Here is an 11,838-nt window from a genome sequence, read left to right on the forward strand (position 1 = left end):
CAGAACCCAGCCATCACCAGCCGTTCCGGACGATCACGTCGACCGCCATCGCCCCGAACAGGAGGGTGATGTAGGTGATGGAGAACGTGAACATGCGGATGGCTCGGGCCGGCGACTCGGTGCGTCGGAGCTCGACGGCCATGCCCGTGAACACCCCGCCCAGCACGATCGCGACGGCCCAGTAGAGGAGCCCCAGATCCGCGGTGGCGCCGAACACCAGGGTGAGGGCCCACACCACGACGGAGTAGGCCAGGATCCGGTCGGTCGTCTGCCGGTGGCTGGCCACCGAGGGCAGCATCGGCACGTCGGCCCGGGCGTAGTCGTCCTTGTACTTGATGGCCAGGGCCCAGAAGTGGGGCGGGGTCCAGAAGAAGATGACGCCGAAGAGCACCAGGGCGGACCAGGACAGGCTGTCGGTGACCGCGGACCACCCCACGAGCACGGGGACCGCCCCGGCGGCGCCGCCGATCACGATGTTGCTGCTCGAGCTCCGCTTCAGCCACAGCGTGTAGACGAAGACGTAGAAGAGGCAGGCGCTCACGGCCAGCACGGCCGACAGCAGGTTCACGACCTGCCAGAGGAAGAGGAACGCCAGCACCTCGATCGAGATCGCGAACACGAGGGCGCTGCGAGGCGAGACGGCGCCGGTCACGAGCGGCCGGCCCTGCGTGCGCTCCATCAGCGCGTCGATGTCGCGGTCGACGTACATGTTGATGGCGTTGGCCCCGCCGGCCGCCAGGGTGCCGCCGATGACGGTGGCGACCATCAGCCACAGGGGCGGGACGCCCTGCTCGGCAACCACCATGGTGGGGACCGTCGTGACGAGCAGGAGCTCGATGATCCGGGGCTTGGTGAGCGCCACGTAGGCGCCGACCTTCGCGCCCAGCTTGGCGCCGACCGAGGTCGGGGAGGAGAGCGCCGGGGCGACCATGACAGGCCCAAAGCTATGGCTGCGGCGACTCCCACCGCCAACCCGCACCCGCCTACCCTGGCGCCCGGTGACTGCCGACCCTCCCCCCGATCGGGCGCACCCGGACGACCCGCGTCCGGCGCGCTCCACGGTCTCGCCGACGACCTACCGGACGATCGCCGCGGTCGCCCTCGCGCTGCTCTGCACGATCGTGGTCACGGGTGCGGCGGTCCGCCTGTCGGGCTCCGGGCTGGGCTGCAGCGACTGGCCGAACTGCACCGACGAGCGCCTCGTCGAGTTCGGCGACCCGAACCAGACGATCGAGCAGGTGAACCGGCTGTTCACCGGCCTCGTCTCCCTCGCCGTGGTCGCAGCGGTCCTCGGGTCCCTCCGCCGGCGGCCGTACCGCCGCGACCTGGTCTGGCTCTCCTGGGGCCTGGTCGCCGGCGTCGTCGGCCAGATCGTGCTCGGCGGCATCACCGTCCTGGTCGACCTGCACCCCCTGGCGGTCTCGGGGCACTTCGTCCTGTCGATGGTGCTCGTGGCCGATGCCGTGGTGCTGCTCTGGCGGGCCGGGCAGCCGCCCGGGCCGCGACGGCCGGTGGTCGGCCGCGCCGACCTCCTGCTGTCGCGCGCCGCGGTGGTGCTGATGACCTGCCTGATGTTCACGGGTCCGGCGGTCACCGGCACGGGCCCCCACGCCGGGGACGCCGAGGCCAAGCGGTTCGGCTGGTTCCTCCCCGACGTCGTGCGGGTCCACAGCATCAACATGTGGATCTTCCTGGCCGTGGTGGTGCTGCTGCTCGTCCGCCTGGCCCGCGGCCGGACCCCGTCGGCCGTCCTCCGCCGGGGCTCCCGGCTGCTGCTGGCGATCGTCGTCCAGGGCGGCATCGGCTACGCGCAGTACGAGCTCGGCATCCCGCCGTGGCTGGTCGCGCTCCACATCCTCGGCGCCACCGCCGTGCTGTCGCTCACGATCTGGTTCCACCTCGGCCTGTCGGCCCCGGTCGCCGGCGCCGACGACGCGTCCCGGGCCGACGGCGCGGACCGGCGCTCCGACGCGGTGTCGTCACCCGCGTAGCCTTCGATCGTGTCCACCCCCGCACCGATCGACGTGGTCGAGCCCGACGTCTCCGACGTCGCCGACCTCGACACCCCCTGGGTGGTGCTGGTCTGGAACGACCCGATCAACCTGATGAGCTACGTGACGTTCGTGCTCCAGAAGCTGTTCGGGTACTCGAAGGAGGAGGCCACCACCCTCATGCTGCAGGTGCACCACGAGGGCAAGGCCGTCGTCTCGAGCGGCACGAGGTCCGAGGCCGAGCGCGACGTCTTCCGCCTCCACGAGCACGGCCTCTGGGCCACGATGCAGCAGGACTGAGCCCGTGGCCCGATCCCGTCCCCCGATCCGCGCTGCCGCCGACGGCTCCTACGTCGTCGACCTCGAACCGAACGAGCGGGACCTCGTCCGCGCCGTCGCCGAGCAGCTGAAGGAGCTGCTCGTGGAGACGGAGAGCCCCGTGCTGCGGCGGCTCTTCCCGCCGCCGTACGGCGACGACACGGAGCGCAACGAGGGCTACGCGGCCCTGGCCCGGCCCGAGCTCATCGAGCACCGGCTCGCGTCGCTCGACGTGGTGGTGGCCTCCGCGCAGGCCTCGACGCTCGACGAGGACGAGGTCGGGGCGTGGATGCGCTCCCTCAACGACGTGCGCCTCGTGCTCGGCACGGTGCTCGACGTCACCGACGATGACGCCGACATCGTCGTCGACGAGCACAACGTGGCGACCTACCAGGCCTACGAGCTGCTCGGGTACCTGCTCGAGAGCGTCGTGCAGGCCCGGTCCGATCGGCTCTGAGCCGCCGGCGCCGGCGCGACCGGCTCAGTCGCCGCAGGCGGCCCGGGCCTCGGTCGCGGTGCGCAGCAGCTCCGACGAACCGGCGAGGTCTTCGTCGGAGAGCAGGCGCTCCGCGCCGAACGAGGCGATGATGCGATCGGCGGTGCACGCCGCGGCATCGACCGACATCGGTGCGGGCGCGACGTCGACGAGGTCGTCGGGCACGGCCGCGGCGAGCTCCGCGATGAGCTGGTTGCGCAGCACGACCTGGCCGAGCTCGTCCATCGCCCGACCGGTGAGGGCGATGTCGGCGTCCGCCCCCGGGTCGCAGGAGCTGAGGCGCACGGACGAACCGTCCCGCGACACGTTCGCACCGGCCCGTGGCGGCAGCTGGCCGAACCAGGTCCGGACCGCGGCCTCGAACCGGGTGGCCGAGGTGTCGTCACGGAGCTCGACGGCGGCGTCGACGCACACACGCCCGCCGGCGGTGCGGCTGGTGACGACGCTGTCGCCCGTCCAGCCCCGCACGGCCTCGAAGGCGGTGGGCCCGTCGGTGAACTCGGCGAGCGGGACGATCCACGACATCGGCCCGAAGCGGTCGGTCTCGAGCACCTCGCCGGCGATCTCGGGGTCCTCGACCTCGACCGGGTCCTCGTCGGGCGACCGCTGGAGGTCGACCATCGACGACGTGCTGACCGGCGGGTCGACCAGGACCGCCTCGAGGCCGTCACCGTCCTCCCGGGCGAGCAGGACGTCGACCCACGGCGCGCCGAGCCCGTACGGGAGGACGAAGCTCGCCTGGAGCGCGCCGGGCACGTCGGCCTCCTCGAGCGCCGCCGTCGCGTCCTCGCCCGACGTCGTGCTGGCGTCGAGCAGCTCCTCGTACTCGTCGTCGGACAGCTGGGCCGCGTAGACCTGCTCGACGACCGTGGCGTCGCCCTCGAGCAACGACCGGTAGGCGTTCGCCGCGTCGGACGTGTCGTCCAGCTCCTCGCCGCCGCCGCCGGCCGCCACCACCTGCGCCTGCAGGGCGTGCGTGAGCTCGTGGACCAGCGTCACCCGGGTCCCGACGTCGAGCGCCTCGCCGTTCACGACGATCTCGTCGGTCATCGGGTCGTAGAAGGCGGCCGTGCCCTCGGCGACCATCGCGTCGCCGGTCTCGAACAGGTCGAGCTCGCCCTCGAACAACCCGAGCGCACGGCCGGCCGCCGCCTGGTCGTCGGCATCGGACAGGTCCTCCTCGGCCGGGTCCTCGCCGGCGGTGGCCCGCTCCCGGTACTCGTCCGCGTCGAGCATGTGGACGGCCACGGGGTGGTCGAAGTCCCGGCCCCAGGTGTCCTCCACGAACGCCACGAGGTCCTGGACCCGCGGGTCCCACTCCGACGGGTGGTCCTCGCCGCCGTCGGCCCAGATCAGCGCCGCGCCCACGCCCAGGGCCAGCACCACCAGCGCGACGACGAGCCGGACGACGACGGTGCGACCGGAGCCGTTCGACGACGGCGGGCCCGGCGGGGCTCCCCAGCCCTGCGGCTGCGGAGCCCAGCCACCGGGAGGTGGCGCTGCGCCCCAGCCGCCCGGTGCCGACGGTGGCGGCGCCGGGCTGGCCCACGGCGCGGGCGGCGGCGGGGCCTGGGGCGCGGCGGTCGGGCCGTCGGCCCACCCCGGGGGCGTCGGTGCGGGGACGGCCGGCGGGGGCAGCGGGGGTGACCCGGCGGCGGGCTCGTAGGGCGGCGGGAGGCTGGGCGCGCCGTCGGGCGCGGGCACCGGGGCCGGCGGCGGGAGCGGCGGCAGCGGGGTGCCGGGCGGCGGGAACGGCGCGCCGCGGCCGTTCGACGTCATGCCCCTCTCCTCACCCTGGTGCACCGGTCCACTGTACGGGGGTCCCCGCCGGATCCACCTTTGGCGCCTTCCGGAGGCCCTGCTATGTTGACCCGGCCCCTCCACGGGGATGGGAGCCCCCATCGTCCAGTGGCCTAGGACGCCTCCCTTTCAAGGAGGTAACACGGGTTCGAATCCCGTTGGGGGTGCAGGCAAAGTTCGTGGTCCCGTGGTGCAGTTTGGAGTGCACGCCGGCCTGTCAAGCCGGAGGTCGCGGGTTCAAATCCCGTCGGGACCGCCACTTCGCCCGTTCTCGGGCGGAGCGCCGCCACCGTGAGGTGGACGGCGACCCCGGTCGGGTAGCTCAGTTGGCAGAGCGACCGCCTGAAAAGCGGTAGGTCACCGGATCGACGCCGGTCCCGACCACTCCCGGAACCCCCGCCTCGGCGGGGGTTCCTCGCGTCCGGGCCGACTCCCTCCGGTCGTCCGCCATCCGCCGTAGCGCCGACGGGCCCCCTCGGGTTCAGAGGCCCAGCAGGTCGGGCAGGTCCGCGTGGTGGTCGATCACCAGGTCGGCCTCGGGGCCGTCGTCGCCGACGTCGTCGGCCAGGCCCCGGTACCGGACGCTGATCCAGCCGGCGCCCCGCGCCCCGGCCACGTCGGTGCGCAGCAGGTCGCCGACGTGCGCCGTCCGACCCGGCGCCGGTGAGCCGAGGCCCGCCGCCGCGTGCTCGAACATCACGGGGTCGGGCTTGTACGCGCCGACCTCGTCGGAGAACGACCAGTGGTCGAAGTGGCGCAGCAGCCCGTGGTGGTCGAGGTAGCGCCGCAAGGTGGTGCTGGGCGTCATGCCCACGTCGCAGATGATGCCGATGCGCACGCCGGCCGAGGACAACCGCTCGAGCGCCTCCCCGATCCCGGGGGCCACGACCATGTGGGCCGGGTCCGTGCCGGCCACGACGATGCCGGCCAGCTCGTCGACCACGTCGGGCGGCACCGGCACCGGGAGGTGCGCCACCGCGGCCTCGACGGCCTCCGCCGTCGTGACCACGGTGCCCTCGCGCCAACGCCGGTCGAACCACTGCCAGCCCGCCTCCATCGCCGCGGCGAGCTGCGCTGTGGACACCTCGAGCCCGTGCTGCTCGAGCACCCGGTGCCACCGACGCCCCCGTGGGGTCCCGGCCGCCCCCTCGGCGACGAGGGTGTTCCAGAAGTCGAAGGTGACGGCGTCGACGGTGCCGCTCACGGGCGTGCGCTCAGCGGCAGACGCCGTCGGCGCGGGCCGCCTCGGCGCAGGCCTCGGCGACGGCGACCGACACGGCCGGGTTGAACACGGACGGGATGATGAAGTCGGGGGCCAGCTCGTCGGGCAGGACCGTCGAGGCGATGGCCCTGGCCGACGCCACCTTCATGTTCTCGGTGATCCGCCGGGCCCCGGCGTCGAGCGCCCCCCGGAACACGCCCGGGAACGCGAGCACGTTGTTGATCTGGTTCGGGAAGTCCGACCGGCCGGTGGCGATGACCGCGGCGACGTCCTGGATGAGCTCGGGCCGGATCTCGGGGTCGGGGTTGGCCATCGCGAACACGATCGGGTCCTCGGCCATGCCCTCCACGTCGGAGCGCTCGATGAGGTTCGGTCCGGACAGGCCGATGAACACGTCTGCGCCCGGCAGGAGCTGGGCCAGCGGACCGCTCAGCCCGTCGGGGTTCGTGTTCTCGGCGAACCACTGCTTCGACGTGTTCAGGTCGTCCCGGCCGGTGTGGACCGCGCCCTGGCGGTCGGCGCCGATGATGTTGCGGACGCCGGCGTTCATCAGGATCTTCGACACGGCCACGCCCGCGGCGCCGACGCCGGCGACGACGACCTTCAGGCTGCCGATGTCCTTCCCCACGATCTTGAGCGCGTTCTCGAGCGCGGCCAGCGTGACGATGGCGGTGCCGTGCTGGTCGTCGTGGAACACCGGGATGTCCATGATCTCGTCGAGCCGCTCCTCCACCTCGAAGGCGCCGGGCGCGGCGATGTCCTCGAGGTTGATGCCGCCGAAGGTGGGCTCGAGGCGGAGGACGGTCTCGATGATCTCGTCGGGATCCTTGGTGTCGAGGCAGATGGGGAAGGCGTCGACGCCGGCGAAGTGCTTGAACAGCAGCGCCTTGCCCTCCATCACCGGCATCGCGGCGGCGGGGCCGATGTCGCCGAGGCCGAGCACGGCGGTCCCGTCGGAGACGATCGCCACCGTGTTCTTCTTGATGGTGTAGCGGTGCGCGGACGCCGGGTTCTTGGCGATCTCCATGCACACGCGGGCGACGCCCGGCGTGTAGGCCATCGACAGGTCCTCGACGTCGCGGACCGGCGCGAGCGGCAGGACCTCGATCTTGCCGCCCTCGTGCATGTGGAACGTGCGGTCCTCGAACTCCAGGACCTCGATGCCGTCGATCGCCTCGACCGCGGCGCGCACCTGCTCCTGGTGCGCCTCGCTCGTGCAGTTGACGACGACGTCCTCGTCGAGCGACGCGGTCTTCACCTCGAAGCCCTGCAGCGCCGAGATGTTGGCCCCGACCTCGCCGATCGCGATCGCCAGCCGGCCGAGCATGCCGGGCTTGTTCTCCATCCGGACGCGGATGCGAACGGAGTACGCGGGGGTGGGGGTGTCTGCCATACGGGCCACGACGCTACCGCCGCCCCCGTTCGAGCACCGAAAGGGTTCGGGGCCGGCCGTGGAGCGGCGCAGGTCGTGCGGGCGACAGACTGGCGGCGTCGCGCGACCGGTCGCGACGGACCGGTCCCCGAGGAGGTGGCATGTCGAGCCAGGGCGTGGACGAGGTGTTCCCCTTGCTCGTCGCCGACGTGTTCGAGCTCGCCGGCGCCCTCCGCCGGGCCGGCGACCGTCTGGCCGGCGCAGCGGGCCAGACCCAGGCCCGCTGGCAGCTGCTGAGCGTGGTGTCCGAGGGCGAGTGGACGGTCCCGCGGGTCGCCGACCGGCTCGGCCTCAGCCGCCAGGCGGTGCAGCGGGTGGCCGACGACCTCGCGGCGGAGGGGCTCGTCCGCTTCGACGAGAACCCGTCGCACCGCCGGAGCCGGCTGGTGGCGATCACACCGGCGGGCCGGGACTCGCTCGCGGCCATCACGCGACTGGCCGGGGACTGGCACCGCAGCACCGTCGGCGACCTCGACGTCGCCGCCGTCGAGCGCACCCACCAAGTGCTCCGCGAGGTGCTCGACCGCGTGCACCGCGATACCGCACCGACGCCGACCGATGCCGGCGGCTATTGACAACATCCTGTCATCATTGACAGGATGTTGTCATGCAGGATGCGCCCCCGCTGATCGACCTCTACACGCTCCCCCACAAGGCGATCCGCGCCGCGGTCGCCCACGCCGCGATGACCGTCGGCGCCACCGACCCCGACGGGATCGCCGAGGCCGCCTCGGCGGTGGGCGAGGCGCTCGGCGAGCTCGCTGCGCACGCGGCCCACGAGGAGGAGTTCATCGACCCGCTCCTCGAGCGGCGGCTGCCCGACGCGGCGATCGAGGTCGCCGAGCAGCACCGTCGGCTGGGCGCGACGATCGACGGCGTGCTCCGCCAGCGCGACGGTGCGCTCGCGGTGGCGCCCGAGCAGCCGGGCGCGGTGCTCGGCCTCTACCGGGCCCTGCAGCGGCTCGCGGCGGAGAACCTGCTGCACCTCGACCACGAGGAGACGGTGGTCATGCCCGCCCTGTGGGTCGTGACCCCGCCGCACGAGCTCCAGGAGCTCATGGCGTCGTTCCGCGCCGCGCACCCCGATGCCGCCGCGCTGTACCGCCGGTGGCCCGCCGCGCTCGCCGCGACGGAGCGACGTCTGGTGGGCGTCGGCGAGGCGTCGACCGTCCCGGCGCCGGAGCGTCAGGGCCCCTCGTACCCGAAGCCGAGGTCGGGGGCGGTCACCAGCGGGCGGTAGGCGATGCCGGCCTCGGCGGCCATCGCGGCGCACGTGCCGCCGCGGTCGACGAGCGGCATGATCAGCACCGGGGTCGCACCCAGCTCGCGCACGACCTCGACCGCCTCGAACAGCGACGTCCCGCGGGTGACCGTGTCCTCGGTGATCACGACCCGGTCGCCCTCGCGCAACGGCCCGGCCAACCGGCCCGTCACGCCGTGGTCCTTCGCCTCCTTGCGGATCGTGAAGCTGCGCAGTCGACGGCCCTCGGTCGCCAGCACGGCCGCCACCCCGTAGGCCACCGGATCGGCCCCCACCGTCAACCCTCCGATCGCGGTCGCATCGTCGGGGATCACGTGGCTCGCGGCCCTGGCCATCAGCACGACGCCGTCGGGATCGCAGGCGGTCTGCTTGGAGTCGATGAACCACGAGCTCGCCCGTCCCGACTTCAGCGTGAAGTCGCCCCGCTTGACCGAGTGCTCCAGCAGGTGCGCCACCAGCGCGGCGTGCACCGCGTCGGGGACGGGGGCGGGGCCGGGCCCCTCGGGGACCGCGTCGGGGGTGGGGGCGTCGGGTGCGGGCATCGGCTCCGAAGCTAACGGAGGTCGACCCCCAGGTTGGCCAGCGCGAGCGTGCCCGGCCCGTGGGCGGTGTCGGCCGCCGAGGTCGCGAGCAGCGTGCCCTCCGAGCCGGGGTCGCCCGCGATGGCGTCGTCCTCGTTGCTCGTGTCCGGCAGCCCGAACTCGGCGTAGGGCCCCTCGGCGACGACCTCCTCGGTCCGGCCCTCGGGGAAGTACAGGTGGCTCGTCAGCACGAGCGCGCCCGGCTCGTCGGGCCGGTGCACGCGGACGTGCACGTGCACCGCCCGGCCCCGGTACCAGCCGGGGTAGATCGTCGTGAACTCCGCGATCCCGTCGACGCCGGCCGCCTGCGTGCCGCGGAGGAAGGTCGTCCCGTCGGCCTCGTCCTTGCCGCCGCCACCGTCGCGGAACGCCGAGTAGTCGCCGCTGGCGTCCGCGTGCCAGATCTCGACCAGTGCACCGGGGACGGGCGCGCAGTCGGCGTCGACGACCCGCAGGCCCAGGCGCATCGGGTGGCCGGGGCGGCCCTCGGTCACGTCGCTGCGGTCGAACTGCTCGTCGAGCGGGAAGGGTCCGGCCGTCTGCTCGGGGAGGAGCCGGCACACCTCGAGGTCGTCGAAGTCCGCGGCGGTGAGCGCGGTCGGCGGCGAGGCGCCCGGAGCCGTGGTGACCGCCGCGGTGGTCGAGGGTGCTCCGCTCCCCTGCTCGTCGACCGTCCCCGCTCCGTCGTCGCCGCTGCACGCAGCAGCCCCGGCGGCGAGCGCGGCGGCGCCCGCGCCGAGCAGGAACCGCCGCCGGTCCGTCACGCCGGGAGCGGGTCCCATCCGGTGAGGCCGTAGCGGGAGAAGTCGCCGATGAAGAAGAACTCGTGGAGCCCGAAGCCCACCGAGCCGTCGCCGGCGCCGCCCTTCTGCGTGAAGCGGGCGACCTGGTCGACGAGCCCGAAGAGCCGCTCGGCGTCGCGCTGGTAGTCGATCTCCACGCCCTGGACGACGAGCGGGCCCTGGTACATGCCGTGGCGCCAGTCGGGCTCGATGCCGTAGCCGGTGCCGAGCATCAGCCAGCAGTCCATGAGCGGCTGGACCTCGATGTCGACCGAGCCCCCGGGCGCGTCGGGGAACGACAGCGTCGACGACTCGATCCTGCGGGTCCCCGGCGTGATCACCGCGTCGTGCTCGGGCCGGCCCAGCCAGTCGGGGTCGCGGTCGGGGTCGTTCCAGATCCGGACCGCCTCCTCGAGCTCGCGCGTCCCGTCGTCGTGCTCGTTGACGATGTAGAGGATCGAGTGGTCGTCGAACTGCATGGGCGCGTAGTTCCACATGCCCTTCATCTGGCCCTCGGTGCGGATGCCCATCGGCTCCTCCTCGCCGACCGGCCGGATGCCCCAGCTGCGGTCGCGCGTGCCCCACCAGCCGTCGGGCGTGACGTCGAACGTCGTTCCGCCGCTCGAGATCGTGCCGGACCACCGGCCCGTCTGCGCCAGGCGCATCGAGTCGAACACCGTGCGGCCGTAGCGCCGGACGTACTGGCGCGGCTCCTCGAAGGCGGGGATCGAGCCGACCCAGTGCAGGTCGAAGGAGATGTCGCTGAACTCGTTGGGCTCGCACACGATGCGCAGCTCGTGGAGCGGCCGGATCACCTCGACGCGCATCGGGCCGACCGACGTGTCCATGCGGTCGCCGAGCTCCCGGGACGCCCGCACCACCCGGTGGTCGTCGCCGCTGACCACGCACGCGAACGCGTCCTGGACCGCCAGGTTCGGGTACTGCCCGAGCCCGAAGATCAGGAAGGCGGAGCCGTCGTTGGCGTGGCAGTTGAAGTAGTAGCGGTCGTAGAAGTTCCGGTCGCCGGTGGTGACGTGGCGCACCGTCTCCGAGGCCTGGTGGACGGGGAAGTCGTCCCACGAGGACAGCGAGCCGTGGGCCTGTGGTTCGGTGAAGCCGCTCATCTCGGGGACGGTAACCGAGCGGGGGCGGGCCACGCGGGCGCGACCCGACCCCGCCCTCGTGCGGATCAGGCGGTCTCCCACACGACGACCTCGGCGCCCTCGCCCGTGGCGGTGAGCGACGCGGTCCCGGCGCCCGCCAGCCGCACCGCGTCGCCGGCCGACAGCTCGACCGGCTCGTCGCCGGGTCGGTCGAACGTCGCGGTGCCGCGGGCGACGAACACGTGCACGTGCGGGGCGACCGGCACGTCGACGGTCGTGCCGCCGGCCAGTCGGCCGACCCACATCGTTGCGTCGCGCTGGTGGAGGTGGATCGCCCCCTCGCCGTCGCGGCCCGACGCCACCGCGACGAGCTCGCCGGAGTCCAGCCGGTCGTTCACGTCGCGCTGCTCGTAGCCCGGGGCGACGCCTCGGCGGTCGGGCACCACCCACATCTGGAGGAAGTGGACCGGCAGGTCGGGATCGGGGTTCAGCTCGGAGTGGCGGATGCCGGTGCCCGCCGACATCCGCTGCGCGAGGCCCGGGTACAGCACGCCGTGGTTGCCCTCGGAGTCGCGGTGCTCGAGCCGCCCGTCGAGCACCCACGTCACGATCTCCATGTCGGCGTGGGCGTGGGTGCCGAAGCCGGCGGCGGGCGCCACCGTGTCGTCGTTGAGGACGAGCAGGTCGCCGTGGTGGACGTTGGCCGGGTCGTAGTGGTCGGAGAAGCTGAACGAGTGCCAGCTGTCGAGCCAGCCGATGCGCGTGTGGAAGCGCTCGTCCGCCCGGCGGACGTCGACGGCGGGTTCCTGGGTGTCGGTGGGTGCGGTCACGGTCGCTCCTGGTGTCGATCGA

Annotated in this window: 13 protein-coding genes and 3 tRNA genes; 8 read left to right on the top strand and 8 right to left on the bottom strand. The window is 73.2% G+C overall.

Going from position 1 to position 11,838, the window contains the following annotated elements; all coding sequences use genetic code 11:
• Positions 1-13 precede the first annotated feature (13 nt).
• Positions 14-931 carry a heme o synthase gene (locus tag LH044_RS12055; protein WP_227755836.1) on the bottom strand — a complete coding sequence of 306 codons (918 nt, stop codon included), beginning with the start codon at positions 929-931 and terminating at the stop codon, positions 14-16.
• A gap of 67 nt (positions 932-998) precedes the next feature.
• Between LH044_RS12055 and LH044_RS12060 the strand changes: the two genes are divergently transcribed.
• From LH044_RS12060 to LH044_RS12070, 3 genes are read left to right on the top strand one after another with little or no spacing between them, the layout of a single operon-like run.
• Positions 999-1,991, top strand: a complete 993-nt coding sequence (locus tag LH044_RS12060; RefSeq protein WP_227755837.1) for a COX15/CtaA family protein — start codon at positions 999-1,001, stop codon at positions 1,989-1,991.
• Positions 1,992-2,000: 9 nt separating this feature from the next.
• Positions 2,001-2,291 carry an ATP-dependent Clp protease adapter ClpS gene (gene clpS, locus LH044_RS12065; RefSeq protein ID WP_227755838.1) on the top strand — a complete coding sequence of 97 codons (291 nt, stop codon included), beginning with the start codon at positions 2,001-2,003 and terminating at the stop codon, positions 2,289-2,291.
• A 4-nt stretch (positions 2,292-2,295) separates the two neighbouring features.
• Entirely contained in the window at positions 2,296-2,766 is a 471-nt protein-coding gene (locus LH044_RS12070) for a DUF2017 family protein (RefSeq protein ID WP_227755839.1), read from the top strand.
• A gap of 24 nt (positions 2,767-2,790) precedes the next feature.
• On the opposite strand, the gene LH044_RS21840 is transcribed toward LH044_RS12070, so the two are convergent.
• Entirely contained in the window at positions 2,791-4,584 is a 1,794-nt protein-coding gene (locus LH044_RS21840; RefSeq protein ID WP_255626109.1) for a DUF6782 family putative metallopeptidase, read from the bottom strand.
• A gap of 115 nt (positions 4,585-4,699) precedes the next feature.
• On the opposite strand from LH044_RS21840, the gene LH044_RS12080 reads away from it, so the two are divergent.
• From LH044_RS12080 to LH044_RS12090, 3 genes are all read left to right on the top strand, one after another.
• Positions 4,700-4,772: transfer RNA gene (locus LH044_RS12080), tRNA-Glu, on the top strand.
• Positions 4,773-4,786: 14 nt separating this feature from the next.
• Positions 4,787-4,864 (top strand) — tRNA-Asp (locus LH044_RS12085).
• A 52-nt stretch (positions 4,865-4,916) separates the two neighbouring features.
• Positions 4,917-4,989 (top strand) — tRNA-Phe (locus LH044_RS12090).
• Between the two features lie 97 nt (positions 4,990-5,086).
• Here the strand turns inward: LH044_RS12090 and LH044_RS12095 are convergent.
• Positions 5,087-5,809 carry an HAD family hydrolase gene (locus LH044_RS12095; RefSeq protein ID WP_227755840.1) on the bottom strand — a complete coding sequence of 241 codons (723 nt, stop codon included), beginning with the start codon at positions 5,807-5,809 and terminating at the stop codon, positions 5,087-5,089.
• A 10-nt stretch (positions 5,810-5,819) separates the two neighbouring features.
• Positions 5,820-7,220: an NAD-dependent malic enzyme gene (locus tag LH044_RS12100; protein WP_227755841.1), complete on the bottom strand. Its 1,401-nt coding sequence runs from the start codon at positions 7,218-7,220 to the stop codon at positions 5,820-5,822.
• Positions 7,221-7,375: 155 nt separating this feature from the next.
• On the opposite strand from LH044_RS12100, the gene LH044_RS12105 reads away from it, so the two are divergent.
• On the top strand, positions 7,376-7,834 hold the full coding sequence (locus LH044_RS12105; RefSeq protein WP_374210620.1) for a MarR family winged helix-turn-helix transcriptional regulator: 459 nt from the start codon (positions 7,376-7,378) through the stop codon (positions 7,832-7,834).
• A gap of 32 nt (positions 7,835-7,866) precedes the next feature.
• Complete coding sequence (locus tag LH044_RS12110) at positions 7,867-8,499, top strand: hemerythrin domain-containing protein (protein WP_227755843.1); 633 nt, start codon at positions 7,867-7,869, stop codon at positions 8,497-8,499.
• Here the strand turns inward: LH044_RS12110 and pyrE are convergent.
• The 4 genes from pyrE to LH044_RS12130 all read right to left on the bottom strand — a co-directional run bounded on the left by pyrE (position 8,445) and on the right by LH044_RS12130 (position 11,816).
• Entirely contained in the window at positions 8,445-9,062 is a 618-nt protein-coding gene (gene pyrE, locus LH044_RS12115) for an orotate phosphoribosyltransferase (protein ID WP_227755844.1), read from the bottom strand. The two genes, LH044_RS12110 and pyrE, sit on opposite strands and share 55 nt — an antisense overlap.
• Positions 9,063-9,073: 11 nt before the next feature.
• Entirely contained in the window at positions 9,074-9,883 is an 810-nt protein-coding gene (locus LH044_RS12120) for a dioxygenase family protein (protein ID WP_227755845.1), read from the bottom strand.
• On the bottom strand, positions 9,862-11,007 hold the full coding sequence (locus LH044_RS12125; protein WP_227755846.1) for an Rv3169 family protein: 1,146 nt from the start codon (positions 11,005-11,007) through the stop codon (positions 9,862-9,864). The genes LH044_RS12120 and LH044_RS12125 overlap by 22 nt, the downstream gene beginning before the upstream one ends.
• A gap of 65 nt (positions 11,008-11,072) precedes the next feature.
• Positions 11,073-11,816, bottom strand: coding sequence for a pirin family protein (locus tag LH044_RS12130; RefSeq protein WP_227755847.1), 744 nt, complete (start codon positions 11,814-11,816; stop codon positions 11,073-11,075).
• Positions 11,817-11,838 lie beyond the last annotated feature (22 nt).

Origin of the sequence: Dermatobacter hominis (assembly GCF_020715685.1) — a bacterium.
Lineage (GTDB): Bacteria > Actinomycetota > Acidimicrobiia > Acidimicrobiales > Microtrichaceae > Dermatobacter > Dermatobacter hominis.

What these genes read in the sequence shown, in the direction of transcription:
- LH044_RS12125 (WP_227755846.1), bottom strand. Translation starts at nt 11,007, where the DNA reads ATGAGCGGCTTCACCGAACCACAGGCCCACGGCTCGCTGTCCTCGTGG.
- LH044_RS12120 (WP_227755845.1), bottom strand. Translation starts at nt 9,883, where the DNA reads ATGGGACCCGCTCCCGGCGTGACGGACCGGCGGCGGTTCCTGCTCGGC.
- pyrE (WP_227755844.1), bottom strand. Translation starts at nt 9,062, where the DNA reads ATGCCCGCACCCGACGCCCCCACCCCCGACGCGGTCCCCGAGGGGCCC.
- LH044_RS21840 (WP_255626109.1), bottom strand. Translation starts at nt 4,584, where the DNA reads ATGACGTCGAACGGCCGCGGCGCGCCGTTCCCGCCGCCCGGCACCCCG.
- LH044_RS12100 (WP_227755841.1), bottom strand. Translation starts at nt 7,220, where the DNA reads ATGGCAGACACCCCCACCCCCGCGTACTCCGTTCGCATCCGCGTCCGG.
- LH044_RS12110 (WP_227755843.1), top strand. Translation starts at nt 7,867, where the DNA reads ATGCAGGATGCGCCCCCGCTGATCGACCTCTACACGCTCCCCCACAAG.
- LH044_RS12055 (WP_227755836.1), bottom strand. Translation starts at nt 931, where the DNA reads ATGGTCGCCCCGGCGCTCTCCTCCCCGACCTCGGTCGGCGCCAAGCTG.